Raw genomic sequence first — 24,011 nt, 5'->3', positions numbered from 1 at the left:
TGGAGTTTAATCCCTATAGAGCCTTAGTATCAGATTCCTGTTCGTCGAGCCAAGATTTTATTCCACGCTTCCTCCAGCCCTTACCTCACGATAAGTACCTTGCGCTTCCTTAGTGGTTGGTCGATGTGTACCCCCACAGTGGACTTTCACCACCTGAATAATTGCCATGCCTGGCACACAAGAAAAAGCTGCCTTAAAGACAGCTCCGAACTACAGCAACGTACCCGTTTGTTCAACAGGAAAAGCATCATCACCAATTTTATAAAAAACCCACAGTTAACTAAATAGGAATTCTTATAAACCTTGAGGACTGACCTCTTAAGCTAATCATTTATTTCGATCCCATTCAAAAAGTATCCAATCGTTTCAAGCTCTTCTTCATTTAGTTCCCTTTCTATATATCTTTAAGCTCTTTTAGAAAACAATTAACCTACCTACTATTTTTAATCGCTCCCAAAAAAGTCCGCATTACTTGTTCGGCTGAAACTTCCAACAATTCAGCTCCTCTATCCATAGCTTCCTTTAAAGGCATAGGAGCGTTCACTAAACTATGAACACTAGTTACTCCATGATCATATAAAACTTCAATACCCGTTCCGATCGATCCAGCTAAAACAAATACTGGAATGTCATGCTTTTTGGCTTCTTGTGCAATTCCCATTGGTGCTTTGCCTGAAGCTGTCTGGTAATCGATTTGGCCCTCTCCGGTAAAGACACAATCAGCATCGGACAATTTTTCACCCATTTTCGTATGCTCCAACACAATATCGATGCCCCTTTTTGTTTCCGCTGGAAAAAAGGCTTGAAATGCACCTCCGATTCCACCTGCAGCACCCGCACCCGCTTTATCATGCAAGTGTATGCCTGTCTTGATTTCCACTAAATCAGCCCATGATGATAAAGCTTTATCAAGCAATTCAACCATGGCAGGAGTGGCACCTTTTTGAGGTCCGAATACACTTGATGCCCCATCCGGACCGACTAACGGATTCTGGACATCCGAGGCAATCAAGAACTTGGAATCTGCAATTCTGGAATCAAAATCTTCCGTATTAATTTCTGATATCCGCGATAATTCGGCACCCCCGAATCCTAGCGGTTTACCATCTTCATCAAGCACCCTCATTCCCAAAGCCAGGAGCATTCCAACACCCGCATCATTGGTGGCGCTTCCACCTACCGCTAAAATGAACTTTCGACAGCCATCATTCAATGCTTTTTGAATAAGCTCCCCTGTTCCGTATGTAGTAGTGATCAATGGGTTCAGCTCATCTGGATCGACTAGGCACAGTCCGGATGCACTGGCCATTTCAATCACGCATGTTTCCTGATCACCCAAGATCCCATATGCTGCCTGAACGTCTTCAAGTAACGGTCCTTTAACGGTCACTTCAACTTTTCGACCATTCGTAGCTGCCACAAGGCTATCCATCGTACCTTCCCCGCCATCCGCTACAGGAACCAATTCTGTCTTCGCATCCGGCAGTACCTTCCTGACCCCTCGTTCGATAGCTTTGGAAGCTTCTAACGCTGACAAACTTCCTTTATAGGAATCTGGTGCAATTACAATTTTCATGCTCAGGCCCCCTTTGAATATATTTTTAATTAAAATCTTTTGAAATATATACGAAAATTAGTATGACATGTTGTTTGTTTTATTTTGGTTATATCAGTAAGTATTCTGTTATTTCCCCACCTACCTAAAGTATAAGGTTGCTAAAGGGTTAAACTAACCATCATCCCCTTTTTCATTATAAGTCATTGCTTGTTTGATGGGGGTGATGGAAACGAAATTAAATCCGTTAAATAAGAGTGAGCGAAATCAAATGACGGAATCTGTTTATGGTACTCAACATACCCTTGTTGGGTTCCTGAATGTGAATCGGTTTTTCTTTCTCCATACTGCGCTTGCTGAAAATAGTATCGACCAAAGACTGGATACAGACATTAAACAATTAAAAGCATTTTGGTTTTCGAAACGGTTTGGGCTCTATTGTGGAAAAGGTATTATAAAATGCCACTCTTTCCGGGAAGCTGAATCAGCACTTTTACTAGGTGAAGCAAAAAGGCACTGCTGGAAAGGAGGATGAGCGGACGAAACGGCAATTTCAGGAAAGCATACTAGGCATATTATCTGAAAAGTCGGTCGAGACACTGCAACAATTTTTTCCTTAGTAACTTAAAATATCGGGGTATGTGCAAAAATGTATTTCCATCTTAAGCTCTTATATACCGATTTAAAAAAATCAAGGAAATTAACGGGAATAATCCAGAGGAGCTCATGATGCCATAACTTTGCAGTTAGCCATTTGGTTAAGACGGAAAGGAGAAACTGAAGATAAAGTAAGATCAAGACGGTTATTTAAATGAACTCATTCTATCCCTATTAAATTCTTGCATTGGAAATTTGTATAATTGATCGAATTACCGAGTAGATTAACAATACATGATTTTTTTGCATATCAGGAGGGAATTTGAATGAGTGGCATCGCAAATCTTTTAATTATCCTTGGATTTACCGTTATTTTCATCGTCATCATCGCCTTGGTTTTCCTATTACTTTATATGATTTTCTTTGACCGCACGCAGAAGCATCATGCAATTTTAAGAAATTACCCCGTGCTCGGGAGAATACGTTACTTTCTGGAAAAAATCGGGCCTGAAATGCGGCAATATTGGTTTAACAGTGATAACGAAGGAAAACCCTTTTCTCGGGATGATTATGAACATATGGTGAAAAGTTCAAAATATTTACGGGATGTAATAGGTTTTGGTTCAAAACGGGATTTTGATGAAGAAGGCTTCTTTGTTAAGAATAGCATGTTCCCAAAATTGGCCGAAGAAGAAAAATACGATCGAGAAACAAAAGTGACGACTAAAAGATACATTCTAATGAAAGACCCGCTTTTCTCACAGCGAGAAGAAAAATGGGGAGATGAAGTGTCCTCTGCATTCTTATTGGATGATGATGATGCCGTGATCATCGGCCCAAACACTAAGCATCCCTTTCGATTAAAAGGTCTTATCGGCATGTCCGCCATGAGTTATGGTTCTTTGGGGAAGAACGCAATCACTGCCCTTTCTGAGGGATTGGCTGCAGCAAAAGGCACATGGATGAATACAGGGGAAGGCGGACTTTCTCCTTATCATCTAACCGGCGGTGTCGATATAATCATGCAAATCGGGCCGGCCATGTTTGGGGTTCGTGATAGTAAGGGCGAAATGGATTGGGATGAGTTAAAAAGAAAAAGTGAAATACCGGAAATCAAAGCATTTGAAGTCAAATTGGCTCAAGGTGCCAAAACTCGCGGAGGGCATATCGATGCTGAAAAAGTGAATCCTGAAATCGCTGAGATCCGTAAGGTCGTACCATACAAAGCGATCGATAGTCCAAACCGGTTTCATCAATTCAATGACGTAAAATCCATGTGCGATTTTATTGAAAGAATCAGGGAACATACAGGCATTCCTGTCGGCATCAAAATGGTCATCGGCGGCAATGACAGTGTCGAAGAGCTTGCTAGCTATATGAAAGAAACCGGGCAAGGTCCCGATTTCATTACATTGGATGGCGGTGAAGGCGGCACGGGTGCTTCTTATCAGGAATTGATCGATAGCGTAGGGTTGCCGCTAAAATCCGCATTGCCGATTTTAGTATCGACATTGGAAAAATACGGCGTCCGAGATCGGGTTAAAATCATCGCCTCCGGTAAATTGTTCACGCCAGATAGAATCGCCATTGCCCTAGCCATGGGAGCTGACCTTGTTAATATAGCACGTGGTTTCATGATTGCTATAGGATGTATTCAGACGATGAAATGTCAATCCAATGCTTGTCCTGTCGGGGTAGCAACCACTGATCCGGAATTGCAAAAGGCACTTGTCATCGATGAAAAGAAATACCGTGTGGTCAATTTTCTTGTTACCCTTAGAAAAGGATTATATCGAATTTCAGCCGCTGCTGGTTTGGATTCACCTATCCATTTTCAGCCTAAGCACATTAGTTATAAGGATGATATAGGAATTGTCACATCCCTTGAAGATATCATGAAAGAAGTAAAGGGACAAATAGGTGCCAGGCAATGAAAAACCACCGCCCAAGTGATGGGCGGTGGTTTTCACTTTATCAATAAGTGAAGCCATTTTAGGCTGCTCCAAAATGTATCAGGCATGTATACGAGTATCCCCTGTTTAGTTTTTTCCCTTACTTATCAGCTTTCCATAGCGATAATAAACATAAACTGCAGCTATAAAACCAGTTACAGACAGCAATGCATCAAATAGGAAGATGATTGATATATTCCCGCTTTTCGACATCCACCACAAGCGGCATGACTATAGAAGCCAATCCTGCAGCTGTTGCCACGATCCCGGTCATTGTTCCTTTTTTTCTCCAGAACAATTCCGTCATAATCGTAATGGCTAATTGAAAAATCCCCGAAGTGGAAAGTCCGATGAAAAATGCCGTGATGGAAACGATGATCGGTTCCTTAACCAAAAGGATCGTAAGGATTGAAATAAAAGTTATGATCGGATAAACCATGATAACCGTTATTGGTCGTACAATCTTTTTTAATAATACGGATAAAACCAATACAGAAATAAGCGCCCCTAAACTATAATAACTCAGTAATTTGATGGAACTGGCCATCGTCATGCCCACAGCTTGCTGACCATAAGTTGGCAGCCATATCTGTGAAACGGTAAATAATCCTGTTGATGTGAAACCGATTATCACAAGAGCAAGTCCCTCTTTACGTAATACCGGTTCTGAAGTGAATTTCATTCTCCCGGTTCGAACGTCCACTTGTTTTTCCTTATACATATTCGTACTTGGAAAAGAAACGGTGAATAAAAACATCAAATTCAATAGATAAATGGCAGCAGGAATAAAAAGGCATATCCATAAAACATCTCATGATTCGAGAAAAATAATATCATGAACGGGAGAAGAAATGCTCCAGCAGACATGTATGCTTTCACCAGTACACTGGCAGAACCGACAGCTCTTGGGAAAAGCTCTGTTAAACCGGGATATGAACCTGCATCCATTGACGAATTAGCGACACCTGCAAGGATGGCAAAAATAAAAGTCAAATGATAATTTGGTGATAATGGAATACCAATCAAGAAGATACCCATTCCCAATGATGAAGCAATAATTAATGGTTTTCGCCCGATTTTATCTGATAAATATCCCGTAAATGCATATGTAAGTAATTTCCCCACCCCTATAGCTGCGATGATATAACTTACCCCGGCACTATCTGTATCCCATTGCTCCGTTAAATACACCATATTCGATGCGAGCATGATATTGACCATGCCTATAACAGAAAATAATTAATATACACTCCTGATGCTGTTTTCATATACGTGTTCTTCATCCCAAAACTCCCAACCTGTCTTCAGGAAGTTCTCCATCGATTCAATATTCATAATAATCTAAAAATAACCATAACATTTTTTCCTTTTTAGCAAACAAAACCGCTTACTCTTATTCATTAACGTATATTTAAGACAGTGTGACTTGCGTTTTTAATGCAAAAAAGCTCATATGACATGAGCTAGAATCAATGGTCAATATTTCAAATGGATTGATAATACCATTTGCCATCACGTATAAACTTTATGCATTGGTCATTCAAAAAAAGGTATTCAAGGTGAGCCAGTGTTTCACCAACTGCAAACCTGGTTTCGTGAATGGGCAGATTTCCAAATAAGATATGGCAAGCACTTTTTACAGAAATCGGCTCTTTCATGTTTTCATGAATTACATGCAGCCTGTCCTGATGGTGGTCCAACAATTCAACAATTCTTTTATTGGCATTTTGAAACGGTTTCCCATGTGAAGGGATGACATATTCAACGTCCAGCTTTTGTATTTTTTTCAAAGAAGTAAAAAACTCTTCCAATGGGTTGCAAAGACCTTTAAACCAATACGAAATATTTGGAGATACCCTGGGCAATATATGATCTGTCGAGAATAGGACACTCTTTTCCTTATTATATAATGATATCAGACCATCAGAGTGCCCCGGAGTGAAAATTACTTCATACTCATATTTGCCAAAATGCAGATTCATTCCTTCTTCCAGATGATGATTTACGGTAGGATAGGGTTTTACTTGGGGCATGAATCCACTTTCGTCACTGGATAAGGCGACGGCTATCTCGTCTTCCATTCCACATGCCTTATAATTTTCTTTAAGCAGATTCAGCGAATCCATTTCCCAATATGTAGTTCCCGCATGTTCATCCACTTGTGTCATCCAAACATCCGCACCTGTTAATTGTTGCAATGCCCCTGCATATCCGTAATGGTCTGGGTGATAATGGGTGATGATAATATCGGTAATATCGTGTTTTTCGATAATCGGGTTCCATAAATCCTTTGTCGTTTTGTTATTTAAACCCGTATCAATGATTGTCCACCCTTTTTTACCTTCTGCTAAGAAACAATGGACATGATCCAACCTAAAAGGCAATGGAACGGTAACTTGAGTAACTTCCAATTCATTAAGCACCTATAACTTCCCCTTCCGATGTAACTTTATTTACATGAACAAAAAATCAAAAAACAAAACATTTAAGTTTATTAAATAAAAGGTATATCATTAATCAATTCGACGAATTCTTTCAAGTTCCTTTAATCAATATCCAGAACCCATGGCCTTGGGGCATTTGATAACGCAAGAAATGAATAAACTGCCATTAAAACTAATGGCCAAAGCTTTTGGGTATATAAAAATATGCTATTTATTCCCAATGCAGACACTCGCTTTCCAAGGGGGTCCCACCCCTTCCTTTCCATTCAACTTTGTTTTAACTTTTAAGAAAGAACTCCTTTGCCTACAGTCTTTTTAAAAATATAGAAGAATTGAAATTTGAGGTGATAAGGGTGCTTTCTAAACATTATTCTATTCAGCGATATCAACTTGAAATGATTACTATAGATCAACTGGTGCCATCGAACCATTTATTCGTAAACTGGAGACGGCCTTTGTTTTATCTTTCATGTTTGACTTGGTGGAAGATATGTAATTAGAGGCAGGACACCCAGGTATGATCCATTTATATTCTCTATTACTGCTTCAAATCCAATAAAAAACCAAAAAGGTTTCGGAATGATAGCATTCCGAAACCTTTTTGTCTACAAACTGTTGTCATTACTATTAATAGCACCACCTCGTTTTACATATCTTCCTCGATTGTTTGAACAAGGATAAAAAGAAAATGATAGATTAAATTAAAAGCTTCTTCCAATGACATGTTTTCTCTAAACCCTTTTAAGTTATCCAAGGCAAAATTCACGTCCCATAGCCCGTCGCCCTGATTAAACATTAAACTGAACGATCCAATTCCTCCTTGAAGTTCCTTTGTTAAATAGGCTTTTAATACTTCACCCATTTTTTTCTGGAATTTCAATCCGAACATCGCGTTATATGTACCGAAAACATCATCGATTTCTAACGAAAGTGCCTCAACACCGATTAATTCAAACCATTGTGATTCAAAGTAAAGGAATTCATCTTTGTTTTTTTTCAAATACTCGATAGGTTGTGATAAAAATGCAGAGTTCTCTTCAGAGATTAATTCTTCGCTCTCTTTATTACTGCGCTCCATATAAGCATCTGTAAAACGAGATGCATTTTCTTTTTCCACTATAATGATATCATCGGCAATTAATTTATGCTTTTCTACATAATCCATTTCTTCTTTAAACAATTCAACCTTTTTTTCGGTTACGGATTTTGATATGTATGATTCCATTTGTTTTTTTAACATGATTTGTCCTCCTAGTATCTTTTCAAGCTCTTGCATTTCAATCATAGCATATTCCATATAGAGAAAATAACTTTGTGAAAGAAATTACAATATCGATTGTAGCAATCAATTCGTGTCTTCGATATAGTAGTGGTAAGAGTTTATACATATGAGAGAAATGAGATGTTGAATATGCAAAAAATCATTGTAGTTGGTGCAGGAATTTTGGGAGCCTCAACTGCCTATCAGTTGGCTAAAAATGGGGCTGAAGTGATCATTATTGATCGTCAAGATGTCGGTCAGGCAACATCTGCAGCTGCAGGAATCGTTTGCCCGTGGATATCGCAAAGGCGCAACCAAGCTTGGTATCTCCTTGCCAAAAATGGGGCGGCTTTTTATCCCGGTTTAATTGAAGAACTTGAACGGGACGGGGAAACAGAGACTGGTTATGCCCAAGTCGGGGCCATAAGTCTACATACAGATGAAGCTAAATTGAATGCCATGAAGAACCGGGCGGCAAAAAGGAAAGAAGATGCACCGGAAATTGGGGCAATCACTTTACTTTCCGCAGAGGAGACACGTGCCTTATTCCCGCCTCTTTCCAGTGAATATGCAGCCGTTCACGTGAGCGGTGCCGCGCGGGTCGATGGACGCGCACTTCGTGATTCCTTATTGCGGGCATCACAAAAAAACGGCGCAAAACTTTTGTATGGTGAGGCTATACTTTCATACAACGGTTCACAAGTGACAGGTGTAACATTTGGAGATGAATTCATACCTGCTGATAAAGTGATCGTTTGTGCTGGCGCTTGGGCACCGGAATTACTGAAGCCACTGGGCGTTAATTTTCAAGTCACCTTCCAAAAGGCACAAATCATTCATCTGGAAACGCCAAATGAAAATACGAATAACTGGCCAGTAGTCATGCCTCCGAGTGATCAATATCTTTTGGCTTTCGATAATAATAAAATTGTTGCGGGGGCGACACATGAAAATACGGAAGTATTCGATAACCGAATGACCGCAGGAGGGCTGCAGGAGGTTTTCAACAAAGCCTTGCAAACCGCCCCCGGTTTGATGGATGGTACGTTTGTTGAAGCAAGGGTCGGTTTTCGGCCATTCACGCCGGGATTCCTTCCGGTCATGGGCCCTTTACCGGACTGGGAAGGCATAATCGTAGCCAATGGTCTTGGGGCTTCCGGTTTAACAATGGGCCCATATATAGGCTCCCTATTGGCAAACCTCGCACTTGATAGAAAAATCGAAATCGATATAGAAAATTATGATGTAAGAGGTGCGCTTTTTACATAATTTCCCATTAGTTACCTATTGGCTTTATGATGAATATCGACTGATCTGAAAAATACCCAGATCAGTTTTTTTCAAATGGTCCTTTCATAAAAAAAATCAAGGACCTTTATTGGTCCTTGATTTATAAATTCTTTAATTTTTCGAGCAGGGCATTCTTGTGGAAATTTGACAAATTCATCAATTCAAAACTACTTCAAATATCTATGTGCCATTGAACAATATTTGCTTGCGCAGCAAACATCGTTTAAACGAAATGTTTTTTCTCTAAAGGAAATTGTTGAAGCCACAAATAAGCATCATCAACATTACATACAGTTTTTCTCTCACACATGACTGTTGATGGTTCAGTTACCTTAATCGTATAAAATATGTGTCCATTTATTTTTCATCTATTTATTAATATCAGGTCCACATACTTCTTCATAAATAACTTTTAACTCTTCAATAGTAAGTGATTTTAAAAATTCCTCTAGTTCATCCATGTTAATGCCTCCTATAATAAAGAACACTTGTTCTTATTATAATCTCCAAAATATCACTAGTAAATAGTTAATTTTACTTTTAACACTATTAGATGAATTGAAGAATTCTCAAATATTCCCTATCCTTAAATACCTATATAAAGTTTCATTGAGCATATAGCCCTCCTCTTCAACCAATGGTCATTTCCTTTGAAAAATAGTGCTGTAACATCATTTTCATTTGCTCTTTATTTGCTGCGAATTGCTTATGCCGATGCCCATTTCCTCCAGATAAATGAGGAAATCCTAGAAGCATGTTGTTCGCATCCAAATAATCTTGACCCGCTAAATAGTTTAAGACCTTGGAAACGTTTACGCCTAAAGGAATAATAAGAGGGCGTTCAATGGTACCTATTTCGGTGGCAAAGCCTTCCATTATATTTTTTTTAAGCAAATCGGTCTTTAAAATATTCGGAGTCGTTCCACTGTAGTTTTTCCCGTTATAAAAGACTGGATAGGTTAAAACAGAGGTAGTATGAACGAGGTGACTAGCTTCGTTAAAAAGATCCTGTGTGGACGATATGTTTAAGTATGTGTGTAATCCAAGCTCATCTAACATGTGAACCAAATTTTTTCTCATCGTTCCTTCAAAACTGGAATTCCTTTTTACTTCGTGCAGGATCTCTTCATCGCTATGTAAGTGCCCTCTTGCATTAATTACGGTAGAATATGATTTTTTCATTTGATGTAAACCAGGAGTGATTCCGACAATCACCACTTTGGCCCGTTCATTTACATATTCGAAAGGTGCGTAATAGATTTCGAGTTTTTTCTTTTCATCTCTTTCAAGCAAAAATTGTTCGCTCTGTATCATTTTATCTGAATAGTCAGCAGGTAAAGCATTAATTAAATCCTTAAATTGCGTAAAATTAGAAAAATTAGCAATTCCCATAAAAACCCACCCCCTCTTTCTTCGAATTATTTTTGCCATATCAGTATATCAGAAAAGAAGGTTCATCAACGAGCACAAGCTGCGTTCTCGTTATGAAGACATTTGAAGAAGCTATTTTCTTTTGCGAATTAATTAGCCACTTGTTGTTGTTTTTACTCCTCAAATTGATGAGAAAAGCTTGATAAACATGTATTGGAATGTGCCGTGGATTGTGAAGCGTTAAAGAGAATATAGATTAGAATAATTTTCACACGCTGGTAGCGTTAGTTCGGGATAATAAGTAGATGCGTGATGTTTAAGGTCCTCTTTTTCCCTTCCATTACAACATTATTCTTTAACTGAACCTAAAAAAAAGATAAATTGCTTTCCAACCCTTCGGTTGAAAAGAATTTATCTTAAAATGGTGTTTGGGGATGAATAAAAATTTGGGTTTACAAAATGAAACTACTGATTGAATCTTCCGCGCTGGCGAAGTAATTCACGGTTCAGGTTCGGATCCTTTTCAAATGCAGCGCGTCCGTGAAGCCAGAATATATTATTTACGACAACTAAATCTCCAACAGGCAGTTCCAGTTCAAGCACACTTTCATCGCTTTCTAATGAATTGGATAAATCGCGTAAGTATTTGGCTTGTTCGATTGATTCAGGATAAACGAATTGATCGATAAAACATATACCAGGTTTGTTATTATGATTGAAGAAAGTCAATCTTTCAATCTCCTGATCAATATTTTTGCTTTTTGGAGCTTTATACGTGAATTTGTGGCTGGATAATGGATGATTCACATACATATCAAGCTCTTTCCAATCGTCTAAGTGCAATAAACGTGATTCTCCACCGCGTGCATTTTGTTCGATCATTTTCATCATTAGTAACCAATCCGTCGGTTCATCTACAAAGGTGCCGTCCGTATGAAGGGTAAATAAACGATAAGCCTGACGCAAATACGAATCACTGCTATCCGTGTCTTGAACACTAAAGCGGGCATAATATTTTCCTGACATGGCATCATGGTTTGGAGTTCCCAGCAAGTATGAAATGGCCGTTGCAAAAATGACGTATTCATCCGTATTTTCCGTAACACCCTCCAAGCCTAGTGTAAAGCCACCGGATTCCCGATCATGAACGATGTTCCGAAGCACTTCACCAAAATCTTCACCCACTTGATCCAATAAATATGAAGCAACGATGATTCGTGCATATGGTGTATATTCCAGATGTTGAACAGACTGTTTATCCTTCGATACGGTTTCTAAAAAAGCGGCAATTGCCTCTTTTGAAATTTCAATATGATATAAACGGCTGGATTGAGGGTGAACTTTCACCTCGTATTTTTCTGTTTTCCTTTCGAACTTTGCTCTCTTTTTTTCTGCAATGCTCATGAATAATTCCTCCTGTTATTTGTAATATAGGTGACAAAGTTAACGGGAAATATAAAAAGCCAGTCGCACATGATCCCCAAATAAAATAGGAATCGAACTGTACAACTGGCTTATATTCACTTCACTGCTCTATGCAAATAGAGTCACAGCGAATATGCAGTTTATGTATGATTTATTTTTCCTGTTTCCAATCATTATGATCTTTACACGATTCTGAAAAGGTATTTTCCAAAGGTGTTAATGTCATAATATTGGCTTAATTCAATTAAAACATTTTTTCGTAAAGTTGTCAACCTTTTTAACATATTATTCTGAAAAATTATATTGCTAACTTGGTAGTTTCGATTTATCTCCTGCTTTAATTTGCTGAAAATGGAGATCGAGGTCTTTCAAGGCAGCAATCAGTGCGTTAGCCGCTTTTCCCCGATAATAAGATTGGATGGATTCTATCGCGTCATCAACACCATCATTTAAACTGATCCCTTTTAATAAACGCCCAATAAATTCCCTGCCATGCTCTGTTGCCAGTGTACAGGAAGCTTCCAGGACAACCCCATATTTAGCATCGACTTCTGCGGTGATGGTCAGTGTTTCAAAAACACTTTTCGCTGCCATCCCTTGAGGTAAACGTGCATGACCTGCAATGAAAATTGTTTTACCATTGAACATGAGGCGTCTTCCTCTCTCTTTAACGAATTTTATTTTTTCAATACAGCTTCCAATAAGTGTGTTTGTTCCGGAATGCGGTTAACAACCTCTTTTCCGATTTCAATCGAGGCTGTTGCTGCAGGTGACGGTGCATTACATACATGGATGGTCCGTTTCCCCATTATAATATGAAAATCATCCACCATATTACCATCATCCTGTAACGCCTGGGCCCGTACTCCAGCTGGTGCAGGGATTAAATCATCTTCTTGAATTTCAGGAATCAACTCCTGCAGGCTTTTCGTAAATTGCTTTTTACTAAAAGAGCGGACATATTCCTCCATCCCTTCCTTCATGAATTTACTGGCCAGCTTCCAAAAACCTTTATAGCTTAAAACTTCAGTTAAATCTTTCGCATTGAAGTCCGTTTTCTTATAACCTTCCCGTTTGAAACTTAGTACAGCGTTTGGACCGGCATCTACTTCACCGCTAATCATCCGAGTAAAATGAACCCCCAAAAATGGAAACTTCGGGTTAGGTACCGGATAAATCAAATGATTGACAAGGAAGCATTTTTCAGGCTTCAGTTTAAAATACTCACCGCGAAACGGGACAATTTTCATATCAGTTTTATACCCAGCTGCTGCTGCGATACGGTCACTGTGCAACCCTGCGCAATTAATGACCATTTTTGCTTTAATGGTACCGTTGTTCGTATCGATGATGACATCATCAAAATCCTCGTCAATTTTCTCGACCTTTGTTTTCAGCTTAATTTCACCGCCGTTGCCCCGGATGATATCCGCCATCTTTTCACTTACCTGACGATAATTGACGATGCCGGCTTGCGGGACGCGAATCGCACCAAGCCCATTAACATGTGGTTCGATTTCCTTTAACTCATCCACACCGATTCTTTGTATTGCCAGTTCATTTTGCAAACCGCGGGAATATAAATCATCTAAAAGAGGCAACTCTTCTGGCTTTGTTGCAACAATGACCTTACCGCAAATATCATGTTCAATTCCATGCGTCCGGCAGAATTCCGTCATTGATTTGCTTCCTTGACGGGCAAATCGTGCCTTGAAACTGCCCGGTTTATAATAAATTCCTGAATGAATGACGCCGCTGTTATGTCCCGTTTGATGATCTGCAACAACAGCCTCTTTTTCAATGACTACCACTTTAGCATTAGGAAAACGCTGGTAAAGTGCCATTCCTGTCGATAATCCTACAATTCCTCCGCCAACAATTGCGAAATCATACACAATTAACACTCCTTTTATTGATGATTTTTAGTATTCAGCAACTCCATATACGTAATTAAATTGTTCTTAGTCCGTAAGATGTGAAATTCTACTGCTGCCCTTAGTTCTGCAGGATCCCCTCTTAGTGCCGCTTCATATATCATCCGGTGTTCCCGTTGCGTTTCTGGGTAATAATCAATCAGCAAATTCGGCGCAATGGGTGAAATCCCCAGCGTTTCTACCATTTTTTGAACCCTTGGCCATGGGCATCCCTTTCGAAGGGTTTCATGAAAAGCCGCATTCAAAAGGATATAATGCTCATTGGTTTCATCAGATAACTGAATTCCTTCCATTTCAATCAAAATTCCCTTTAGTTTTTCTTTGTCCTCTTTTGTTAAGTAAGGAAGTGATTTTTCTACTGCAAGGCCTTCAAGCAGAGACCTAGTATGATAAATTTCTTCAATATCATCCCGGGTAATCGGTGTGACTATCGCTCCTTTATGGGGAACCATTTCCACCAACCCTTCCAGTTGAAGCTGTGTTAGTGCCTCACGAATGGGCATCCTGCTAACTTCCAGGCGATCGGCCCACTCCTCTTGGATAAGTCGCTCTCCCTTTTTCAAAGTCCCATTCAAAATCGCTTTCCTAAGACTTTTTGTTACATTTTTAACGATTGTTGATTTGTCTCTTCTAGAATTAGCATTATCCAATCCAGCGTCCACCTTTCGATATTGGATACAATATTAACTATAACAACTATATAAAGCGATTACAATACTGAAAATTAAATATATTGTATCCAATTACAAAAATAATGGATACAAAAATTTAGAAAACGATCTTCTTCAGACCTTATTATCATTTAGGGACCCGTTTATATTTTTTTATTAAACAACTTAGTATTTGATCCAGGACCATTAAATTTCACAAATTCTAAACAAGGAACTAATGACAAAACCTAAAATATATCAATATGATATCATTGTTACTAAATCCTAATTCATACAAAAAAGGAGTTGTTATTAATTTAATAAAGAAGTCTTTATGATTGGCGAAACAAGGACTAATGATTTCTCGGATAAGGAAATTTTCGAGAAAATCGGATCTCTATGGAGCAAAGCAAATGATCATGATATTGAAAATGATTTGAAATATGGGATATACCATCAGTACGAAAGTAACTATCGTGGCGATTATACTTTAGCTATAGTCACCGAAACCCCTATATCGAATGAAAAATTGGTCATTCCAGATCAGGAATATGTGTTGTTTGAATGTTTTCAAGATGAACAATCCGTGGAAAAAACTTGGTAAAAGATATGTCAGCTGGAAGAAGAAAAAGAAATATAGTCTGGATTTTAAAAAGTACTATCCTGCTGGAAAGGTGGAAAAATATATTGCAATTTACAAGTGATAAAAGCATCTATTATGTGAAATGAGTAATAAAAGTAGATTCTTTATTTAGCTAGTCTTAAAGGCATGAACCCCTTCACCCACAGGGACTCATGCTTTTTTATTTCACCTTTGTTCACTAGGGATTTGAGATGATCCTCTTTTAGCAATATGACTTATCTTGTCCAGTCCGTTATTTGTAGTTTCTTAAAGTTAGCCTTCTTTTTTATTCATCAATTTTTTGTATCAGTATACATTAATATTTTATCTGCAAGCTACAACCGTGATAAAATCAAACAAATATAGTTAAGAGAATTCATCTATAAAATATGAAATTGACAAAAAAGTCTTTAGAATAAAGGGGAAAATATGAATGGCGGAATTAAAAGATTGGAAAAATGGTGCTCACGGGCATAAGTTCATAGCTTCTTTTAGCGGTGGAAAGGATAGTGTCTTAGCTCTATATAAAGCAATAAAGATTGGTGAGCCTGCAGGACTGATCGTCATGCTGGAGGAAGAAGGAAAACGTTCCAGATCCCATGGAATGCCTCCGGAACTCATACATGCTCAAGCTGAATCAATAGGATTGCCCTTATATACAGCAGCTGCCAGTTGGACTGATTACGAAAAAGTATTTATGAGCCTTTTAGAAAATGCTAAAAATCAAGGAGCAGAAGTGTTAGTAACTGGAGACTTGGATATGCCCGCTCATGGCTGTTGGCATGATAAGGTTACGAAGAATGCCGGGTTGAAGCTCGGAATGCCTTTATGGGGAATGAACCATCGTGAAGCTGTCGATGAGTTCATGAATCTAGGATTCGTAACGATCATTGTAACCGTCAATTTATCATTGGGAATGCGAGAAGATGATTTAGGGCGAACTTTAACCCATGAATACGTGAAGGAACTTGAAGCTCGCAGCATTGACCCCTGTGGAGAAGGTGGAGAGTTTCATACAACAGTAATAGATGGGCCTATTTTTAAACAACCGATTCCCGTTCGTAAATGTGAGATTATTAAGGACGGGGAGTATGCTTTTTTACCTTTGGAGCTAGATCATATAACGAATAAAAGTACTTTTTAACCAAACTAATAACCCAAATTCCTTACAAGCATTCTCTACTTCACCCCGATTATTACATGTTCTCTAACAATTGGGGTGAAGTTCATATGGTTGAATCCTTTTTTGGACAGGAGGATAAATCGCTAATTTTAGTTACCATAATATCATTATAGTAACCTCTATGTTTGTCCCCCCCTTTCATTCTTGATAACTTTTGTAACATTATTTATTCAAAAAAGTAGAATAACAGATTTTCAGAAGTCTAAATGTACTAATATATTGTTTGAAAAGAAATTGGATTTTTTTACATAATCACTACTGGATGATATCAACAAAAAAAGACTATATTCTAGTCTTTTTTTGTTGATATCATTCGATTGTGTTAAGGTCCTATCCAATTCCAGTAATACCAGTTACCTCTGTGCATACAAATTCTTAAAAATGTTTGCATTGGAATAATTCCCTATTACACGACTGAAATATCAGTAATTAATAATGAGTAATACAAGAGTTGTCTTCGTCCGTTCTGTTAATAATAGAAATCCATCAATGTTTCGTCCATTAAATCCTGTGTGAGTCCAATGTAAATCATCGTATCTTTTGGATTGGAATGATTAAGGATTTGCTGCAGTAAAGCAATATCCTTGAATTTTTGATAATGCAAATAGCCGAAAGTTTTCCGAAGGGTATGTGTACCGACATCCGGAATGTCTGCCATTTCAGCTGCTTTATTCAGCACCCGATAAGCCTGTACCCTAGTGATTGGACCATTTCCTTTTCGACTCGGAAATAAATACTGTTCATTCTTTAGGTTCGACTTCCGGACATATTTCCTTACTTCCTTCCGTAGTTGAGGATTGACCAGGAATCTCTTAATTTTATCAGTTTTTTGCTCAACAATGACTATATGCGTACCCTCAAGAATATCTTTAACCCGCAATTGTAAAAGATCCCCTATACGTAACCCAATGTTTATCCCGATTGAAAACATCATATAATCCCTATAGCTGCAATATTTTAATAATGACTTTTTCATCTTTTCTATGTGATCCAACCGGCGTATCGGCTGGACATTCTTTATTCTTTGAGAGGTTGCTTGCATGAATGGCTCATTCCCCTTTCCCCCTTCTTTCATTGTACGTGAACAGGTGAAAAAAAGGCAAGTTTTATAAATTTTGATACCCTTATAAACCTTGATATAACGCGTTTTCGAATGTATCAATAGAGGTCCTTTGTTACATTCGGAATATTCTTATAATATAACTCCTGAAATCGCTAAAATCTACCAATCTCCATCAGCCGCTTCTATAGCCTCATATGGCGTTTTTAATCCGAACTCGATTCTTGACTCTAAGGAATTAAAACAACAGCTTTAAAAGCGAAATATGAAGCTCGCTTTTTGACTTTTATTATAATTTTTTATGAAAATATACGGATATTAAAACAAGACTGTTTTTCTTTTTTTATATTGTCTCTTTTCTATATTAATATAAAGGGAACGCCCATTTTAAAAAAGCCGATTTCCCCTGCTAAGAAATGTCCGGCATTAATTACAATTTATTCCTGTGAGAACAAATAAAATCGGGCCCGGGATTTCTTTCCCTCATTTTTTGTTAGATTCATTTATATTAACAATAATCATGTTATGTAAACAATTATTATGATAAAGAGAATCTTAGTTACTTCTCTTTTTCAAATGTACCTCCAACCAATTAATGAATATAAAAACTGGCATCATCTATGATTTCTATTTCTTTGTAACTTTTTAGCTCATCTATCAATTGGAAAAGTGCTCCATCCTTTTGTTTTGCTTCAATCATGCAATCCAGCTGTGGTAAGCTTCCCTTTATTTGTTGCAAAAATTCCATGAACATTCCTACATCCACAAAGTCAGCGTGTGCTCGAAATTCCTTATCGGACCTTGGACTTGAAATATGCATTTTAGGAGGTAGCTTCGAAATACTCCAGGTATTTAATATACGGTTCCAATGATCTTTCCAATCTTCACTTGGTAACTGATGTGCGAGGTAATGGTGGTAATCAAAAACCATCGGAATCCCTAATTTCTCACATAAATAAAGGGTTTCCGATAAAGTATAGGTAGTATCATCATTCTCAAGAATGACCATTCTTTGAATCGATTCAGGAATCAAACCCCAATTATGGATGAACTGCTCTAAAGCCTGAACATGCTCCCCATAACCGCCCCCAACATGGAGAACGCAGCGGTGCTCGGGATCGACTCCCATTTTTTTCAATAACGTATGATGCATCCTTAATGTTTTTAAAGATGTCTTCAGAATATCGATATTTGTACTATTCAAGATGACGAAATGATCTGGGTGAAAATCTATCCTTATTTTTGGGTGGTTTGTAATGAATGTTTTTAATTTAGCCAGTTCTTCTGAAATCGGATCGATGTAATCCCATTCTGGTATTTCTGGATGATTGGCTAAAGGGATTAGTTTTGAAGAAAGCCTAAAAAACTGAATATTATTAGCTTCGTTATGAATCAGCAAACGCCAGCAATTATGAAGATTGGAAATCGAAATACGTTCGAGCTTCCTTATCGCGGCATCTCTGTCCTTAATTTTTGAAAACTGAGCAAAAGTCATCGTTTGGGATGGTGAACAGTTTGGAACATGATTACTCATGGCTACATAACCAAGGCGGATTAATGTCAATGGGATAGCTCCTTTACGGTTTTATGTTTATTGGAAGTATTCCCCTTTGCAATCAATATTATATATGTAAGCAACCATCCCTCCCCAAAATAAAAAAATGACCTTTTTCCGAATGAATATCGGGCAAAAGCCATTTTTCCAACTATCATATTCACGCTAGGATTTCATTCTCTTTCCTTTTACACTTCAGGGGTCGGGGTTGGTTTAGCATATCCACTTTTATATTTTTCATCGATTTTATTCCGGATCTCTTTGATGCTCATACCGTCATTCAAGTCCAATATGGATTGTGCCGCTATTTCTAAGCAAACTCCGCATTTCGTCCCGTGGTCATCCCAAACGACTTCACCAGTTTTTTTATTTTCATGAATAAAACAATCGTAATTATTTTTATGGTTAGCTGACTCTCCACAGCCGCAGTAACAAGGTATTTTTTCAAGTAAATTTTTGTTTTGCGCAACAGCTAAATAGATTGTCTTCATATCCTCAGGTTTATCAGCTAAGAAATCCGGTGCTATCTCCTTGCTGCTGGTCTCCTCCTGAAGATCACCGGATACCGTATGCTCTGAATGTCCTTCATGACTGTTTTCTTTTTGAATAACACTTTCCTCTTCACTTGAACAACCTGAAAGTATTAATGAAGAACAGATTCCTAAAGTGATGGTCATTAATTTTAGCTTCATTTATACACTCCTTGATCAATTTGATATCCCCATTTTATGGTACCCAAGGGAATTCTACAAGCATTAGTTTCCATAATGATAAGGATTTGAAATAACAAGTATACTAAAATGCCTAACTGGTACGACTTCGTCGTATTCTTAAAGTATTATCCAAACTTTAAAAAAGACTCTTTTCGTAAAGTTTGTTGTTTTTAAAAACTAAACGATTTAAGGTTGATGGAGTGCAAGTGCGAGACTCCTACAGGAGCAGCGGGACAGGTGAGATCCCACAGGCGTTAACACCGAGGAGGCTCACCGCCCGCCCCGCGGAAAGCGAGCATCTGGAGGGGAAATCAACCACACCGCATTACTTGGTAGCAACAAAGTATGCGAAAACAGCCTTAAAAAAAGGATGAAGTGTCCTATTCTCACTTTTCAACCCTTTTTGATTAAGTGTGTGTATATGTTCGATTCTCTGATGATTGACTTTATTATTTGAATCTAATAAAAATATTTTAATAAAAGGCTAGTGAGAAATTTATTACTTACCTTTCAAAAAAAGTCGATGATTCCATATAAGGGAATCATCGGCTTAAATATTTTATTGAGAATTCGTCTCCTTTACTAACATTCCAATATTCCTGAGACAAACGAGCAAGGTCCTTATTTCTTACTTCTCGATAAAGTTAGCGGAATGGTTACGAGTGAAACTCCTGCAGCGATCCAAAACCAGCTGGTATATCGTTTTTTTCCTCTTCCGCCTTCACTGGGTATACTTGATCCGTATGATTTTCTTGTGGTCGGCCGTTCTATGCCTGCTGTTTCATTCGCTTTATGCAATTGCTGATTCTCTGGTAGTTGGGTGGTTCTTTCTAAATCGCTTGTATCTTCTCCCATTCCTTTAAGGAAGGTCATCAGAAAAGTCATGGCTTGTTTGACTTCTTGGTCATTCAAGGAACGCATCAATGTTAGATAGCTTGGCTTATCAGGAGTTTTATCCGCTTCGGCCACACGGGCAATCCCTGAATTGACTTTAAGGATAAGCGGTTCAAGCTGCTGAACATTAAGTGATCCTAAAGTGCCAAGTATGAGAAGGAGATTTTTTAGCGTATTTGATGTTTCTGGGGTGTCTGCTGTTTTGACCAGAATGTTCAGCACTTTGTCCCCTTCCTTCAACAAACTGTTAACCATTGATAATATCCCACGATCCTGCATGCCTTTCATAACTTCAAACGTTTCTTTAATCACTTCTTTATTTTCCAAAAGGGTACGCTCTATCTCCTCCAGTTCAATTCTTTTTCTTTCTTCATCGTTTAAGGTGATTCGATTGATCACTTTTGTCGCTTTAGCCACGGTTCCTCTCCTCCTTCTTGATTTTCAAGAGGTCACCTGGGAATATATAATCTTCGCGGGCCCATTTTTTTTGTACTTGTACACCTATCTGTGGTTGTGGATTACCATTCCGATGGTTGATGCTCGGCAATGGATTATCTCCTTTGACCCTGAGCACTTCCATTTTTGCCTGAACTTCCTTATAGGCAGGGGTATCGGTATCTTTATCTGAATGGCTGCTTGTCAATTGGTTGATTGCCCCGTCACCTGAATCGTTCATTGGCAGATAAACCTCTTTACCTTTTACACGATCTGTAATCAGGCATTGCACTTTTGCATTTCCATATGGTGAAGTTAGCCGAACAAGAGTGCCATCCTCAAGCCCTCTATCTTTTGCCAATTCCCGTGATACCTCAAGGAATACTTTTGGCGTTTTGGAAATGAGGCCTTTTGATTTATAAGTCATGTTACCTTCGTGGAAATGTTCCAACAATCGGCCATTATTCACATGGATATCAAACTCATCCCCAAAGTCAATCGGTTTGGTCCATTCGACTGGAAATAACCTTGCTTTTCCATCGGGGAAAGGAAAAGCTTCCGTGAATAAAAGCGGCGTATCTTTACCATCTGGTGCAACTGGCCATTGGAGACTTTTATATCCTTCCAAGCGTTCATAACTTACTCCAGCATATAATGGTGATAGTTTAGCTGCTTCGTCCATGATTTCACTTGGGTGCTCATAATTCCAACATGCTCCTAACGAATTAGCTACATTCATAATGATTTGCCAATCAGGCTTTGAGTCACCCAACGGTTCAAAGACTTGATATAGACGTTGAATACGGCGTTCGGTATTCGTGAAGGTACCTTCTTTTTCAAAGCTTGGGCTTGCTGGGAGGACGACATCCGCGAATTCTGCCGTTCTTGATAAGAAGATATCTTGTACCACAAAGAAGTCCAGTTTTTCAAATGCTTTATGAACATGATTGATATTGGAATCGACCAGACCCATATCTTCTCCTTTTAAGTACATTGCTTTGATGGTACCTGCATGAATCCCTTCGACCATTTCATGATTATTAAGGCCAGGGTTTTCTGGTATTTTTGCACCCCAGATGTTTTCATATTTCGCACGTACGTTTTTGTCCGTTACTTTTTCGTAACCTGGCAAGCGATCCGGCATACTGCCAAAGTCGCTGGCTCCTTGGACATTATTATGTCCGCGTAAAGGATAAGTACCTGTTCCAGGTTTACCGTAGTTGCCAGTTATGAGCAATAAATTGGAAATTGCAGTACTCGTATCGCTTCCTCCGCCATGCTGGGTAACTCCCATGGCCCAAAGGGTTGCGACGCTCCCCGCTTCATGAATGGCTTCTGCAAGCGTAATTAAATCTTCTTTAGCTATCCCTGTTACTTTTTCCGCATATTCCATTGTGTAAGGTTCTAAAGTCCTGATGTATTCCTCCATCCCATTTACACGATTTTTGATGAAGTTTTTATCTGTCCAACCTTTGTCGACGATATATTTAGTCACGGCGGACAGCCAAATGATATCCGACCCCGGGGCAGGCTGGATGAAGAGATCGGAACGTTCAGCCATTTCATGCTTTCTGATGTCCGCTACGATCAGCTTCTGTTTACCTAGTTTATGGGAACGTTTGATTCTAGTAGCCAAAACGGGGTGGGATTCGGATGTATTGGAGCCTATGATCAATACAAGTTCGGACTTTTCGATATCTTTTATCCCTCCTGTATCTCCGCCATATCCAACCGTTCTGAATAATCCCAAAGTAGCCGGCGTTTGACAATACCGGGAACAGTTATCCACGTTATTGGTGCCAATGATTCCCCTTGCCAGCTTTTGCATTAAATAGGACTCTTCATTGGTGCATTTGGAAGACGTTATGAAAGCCATTGAATCCGGTCCGTGATACTCTTTGATTTCGGTGAATTTTCGGGAAATCAATTCAAGGGCTTCATCCCATTCAGCTTCCATGAACGCATCTCCTTCTCTAATTAAAGGTTTTGTGAGTCTTTCCTCACTATTCACGAAATCCCATCCGAATTTCCCTTTTACACAAGTCGAAATTCCATTTGCAGGTGCCTCCACTTGCGGTTCGATTTTTAGGATTTTACGATCTTTTGTCCAAACGTCAAAGCTGCATCCTACCCCACAGTATGTACAAACCGTTTTTGTCTTCTTGATCCTTGCATCCCTCATGGCTGATTCCATATCTGAAATCGCTAAAATCGAACCATATCCCGTTTCAACATTTTTCGTGATTTCTATCATGGGTCGAAGAGTTTGTTTAGCGATGCCGGTTAAAAATCCAGCTTCCCCTTCCATTCCTTTTTCCATCATTGCATTACACGGACAAACTGTGGAACAGTGTCCACATGACACACATGATGATTCGTTGATTGGAACATTATTGTCCCAAATGACTCGTGGGCGTTTAGCTTCCCAATCAATGGTCAATGTTTCAGTGACCTGTACATCTTGACATGCTTCAACACAACGGCCGCAAAGGATGCATTGATCCGGATCATATCGATAAAATGGATTTGACCGATCTACTTCATATGGTTTTTGATCAAAAGGAACACTTTGATGATTTACCCTCATTTCCTTAACCGTATTGTGGATTTCACAAGTGCCGTTATTATAATCGCAAACCGTACAATAAAGCTCATGGTTATACAATATCTTGTCTATCGCCATGACCTGTGCTTCTTTTACATTTGGTGCAACTGTATCGATTACATCCCCAGCCTTGATCTTGGTGGAACAAGACCTTACAAGTTCTCCATTAACGCTCACTAAACAAGTATCACATGTTTCGATAGGCCCCAGGCTAGGATGGTAACAAACATTCGGGACTTCAATCGAGCTATCCGTCAGCATTTGTAAAATTGTTTGATTACCTTCCAGGCTGGCCTCGACACCATTGATTGTTATCTGTTCTTTCTCTGGCAAAATAATCGCTCCCCTCTTAAAAAACGATAAAATTCATCATTAAGTATTTTCTACCCCCGCACATTTTTTCTCAAACTTGCGATAGAAAATAGCGGAAGATTTCAATTGACCAATAATTTTCACATCAGAAAA

17 protein-coding genes and 2 pseudogenes are annotated in these 24,011 nt (G+C 38.7%); 5 read left to right on the top strand and 14 right to left on the bottom strand.

What is annotated here, in order from left to right; translation table 11 throughout:
- Positions 1-430: 430 nt before the first annotated feature.
- Positions 431-1,576: a glycerate kinase gene (locus N0M92_RS23180; protein WP_260288060.1), complete on the bottom strand. Its 1,146-nt coding sequence runs from the start codon at positions 1,574-1,576 to the stop codon at positions 431-433.
- A 205-nt stretch (positions 1,577-1,781) separates the two neighbouring features.
- On the opposite strand from N0M92_RS23180, the gene N0M92_RS23175 reads away from it, so the two are divergent.
- Positions 1,782-2,090 carry a hypothetical protein gene (locus N0M92_RS23175; RefSeq protein WP_260288059.1) on the top strand — a complete coding sequence of 103 codons (309 nt, stop codon included), beginning with the start codon at positions 1,782-1,784 and terminating at the stop codon, positions 2,088-2,090.
- A 388-nt stretch (positions 2,091-2,478) separates the two neighbouring features.
- Positions 2,479-4,086, top strand: coding sequence for an FMN-binding glutamate synthase family protein (locus N0M92_RS23170; protein ID WP_260288058.1), 1,608 nt, complete (start codon positions 2,479-2,481; stop codon positions 4,084-4,086).
- Positions 4,087-4,191: 105 nt separating this feature from the next.
- Here N0M92_RS23170 and N0M92_RS23165 read toward each other — a convergent pair.
- The 3 genes and pseudogenes from N0M92_RS23165 to N0M92_RS23155 form a co-directional block, all read right to left on the bottom strand.
- Positions 4,192-5,387, bottom strand: a pseudogene (locus N0M92_RS23165) (MFS transporter).
- 201 nt (positions 5,388-5,588) lie between these two features.
- Positions 5,589-6,527 carry an MBL fold metallo-hydrolase gene (locus tag N0M92_RS23160; RefSeq protein ID WP_260288057.1) on the bottom strand — a complete coding sequence of 313 codons (939 nt, stop codon included), beginning with the start codon at positions 6,525-6,527 and terminating at the stop codon, positions 5,589-5,591.
- Between the two features lie 667 nt (positions 6,528-7,194).
- The gene (locus tag N0M92_RS23155; RefSeq protein ID WP_260288056.1) at positions 7,195-7,788 is read right to left on the bottom strand and encodes a branched-chain amino acid aminotransferase; all 594 of its coding nucleotides are present in this window, start codon (positions 7,786-7,788) and stop codon (positions 7,195-7,197) included.
- A gap of 171 nt (positions 7,789-7,959) precedes the next feature.
- Here N0M92_RS23155 and N0M92_RS23150 point away from each other — a divergent pair, with 171 nt between their 5' ends.
- Positions 7,960-9,078: an NAD(P)/FAD-dependent oxidoreductase gene (locus N0M92_RS23150; protein ID WP_260288055.1), complete on the top strand. Its 1,119-nt coding sequence runs from the start codon at positions 7,960-7,962 to the stop codon at positions 9,076-9,078.
- A gap of 651 nt (positions 9,079-9,729) precedes the next feature.
- Here the strand turns inward: N0M92_RS23150 and N0M92_RS23145 are convergent.
- The 5 genes from N0M92_RS23145 to N0M92_RS23125 all read right to left on the bottom strand — a co-directional run bounded on the left by N0M92_RS23145 (position 9,730) and on the right by N0M92_RS23125 (position 14,479).
- Complete coding sequence (locus N0M92_RS23145) at positions 9,730-10,491, bottom strand: hypothetical protein (protein WP_260288053.1); 762 nt, start codon at positions 10,489-10,491, stop codon at positions 9,730-9,732.
- Positions 10,492-10,935: 444 nt separating this feature from the next.
- On the bottom strand, positions 10,936-11,874 hold the full coding sequence (gene glaH / locus N0M92_RS23140; RefSeq protein WP_260288052.1) for a glutarate dioxygenase GlaH: 939 nt from the start codon (positions 11,872-11,874) through the stop codon (positions 10,936-10,938).
- 327 nt (positions 11,875-12,201) lie between these two features.
- On the bottom strand, positions 12,202-12,543 hold the full coding sequence (locus N0M92_RS23135) for a DUF3870 domain-containing protein (protein ID WP_098373302.1): 342 nt from the start codon (positions 12,541-12,543) through the stop codon (positions 12,202-12,204).
- A gap of 29 nt (positions 12,544-12,572) precedes the next feature.
- Positions 12,573-13,790, bottom strand: coding sequence for an L-2-hydroxyglutarate oxidase (gene lhgO, locus N0M92_RS23130; RefSeq protein WP_260288051.1), 1,218 nt, complete (start codon positions 13,788-13,790; stop codon positions 12,573-12,575).
- 14 nt (positions 13,791-13,804) lie between these two features.
- Positions 13,805-14,479, bottom strand: coding sequence for a GntR family transcriptional regulator (locus N0M92_RS23125; protein WP_260288049.1), 675 nt, complete (start codon positions 14,477-14,479; stop codon positions 13,805-13,807).
- Positions 14,480-14,813: 334 nt separating this feature from the next.
- On the opposite strand from N0M92_RS23125, the gene N0M92_RS23120 reads away from it, so the two are divergent.
- Positions 14,814-15,083, top strand: coding sequence for an effector binding domain-containing protein (locus N0M92_RS23120; protein WP_260288048.1), 270 nt, complete (start codon positions 14,814-14,816; stop codon positions 15,081-15,083).
- Between the two features lie 451 nt (positions 15,084-15,534).
- Entirely contained in the window at positions 15,535-16,245 is a 711-nt protein-coding gene (locus N0M92_RS23115) for a Dph6-related ATP pyrophosphatase (protein WP_260288047.1), read from the top strand.
- Between the two features lie 508 nt (positions 16,246-16,753).
- Here the strand turns inward: N0M92_RS23115 and N0M92_RS23110 are convergent.
- From N0M92_RS23110 to fdhF, 5 genes and pseudogenes are all read right to left on the bottom strand, one after another.
- On the bottom strand, positions 16,754-17,326 hold the full coding sequence (locus N0M92_RS23110) for a site-specific integrase (protein WP_194719377.1): 573 nt from the start codon (positions 17,324-17,326) through the stop codon (positions 16,754-16,756).
- Positions 17,327-17,936: 610 nt separating this feature from the next.
- A complete protein-coding gene (gene uvsE / locus N0M92_RS23105; RefSeq protein ID WP_260288045.1) occupies positions 17,937-18,908 on the bottom strand; it encodes a UV DNA damage repair endonuclease UvsE in 972 nt (323 codons plus the stop codon).
- Positions 18,909-19,087: 179 nt separating this feature from the next.
- Positions 19,088-19,591 carry a PCYCGC domain-containing protein gene (locus N0M92_RS23100; RefSeq protein WP_260288044.1) on the bottom strand — a complete coding sequence of 168 codons (504 nt, stop codon included), beginning with the start codon at positions 19,589-19,591 and terminating at the stop codon, positions 19,088-19,090.
- An 810-nt stretch (positions 19,592-20,401) separates the two neighbouring features.
- Positions 20,402-20,923: pseudogene (locus tag N0M92_RS23095) on the bottom strand (DUF1641 domain-containing protein); the annotation flags it as partial.
- Complete coding sequence (fdhF, locus tag N0M92_RS23090; RefSeq protein WP_260288042.1) at positions 20,916-23,879, bottom strand: formate dehydrogenase subunit alpha; 2,964 nt, start codon at positions 23,877-23,879, stop codon at positions 20,916-20,918. The gene fdhF and the pseudogene N0M92_RS23095, both read right to left, overlap by 8 nt.
- Positions 23,880-24,011 lie beyond the last annotated feature (132 nt).

It is taken from the genome of Peribacillus aracenensis, from assembly GCF_025175645.1.
GTDB lineage: Bacteria > Bacillota > Bacilli > Bacillales > DSM-1321 > Peribacillus > Peribacillus aracenensis.
Note: the sequence above shows the minus strand (reverse complement) of the source record. Positions and strands in the feature narration are given on the sequence as shown.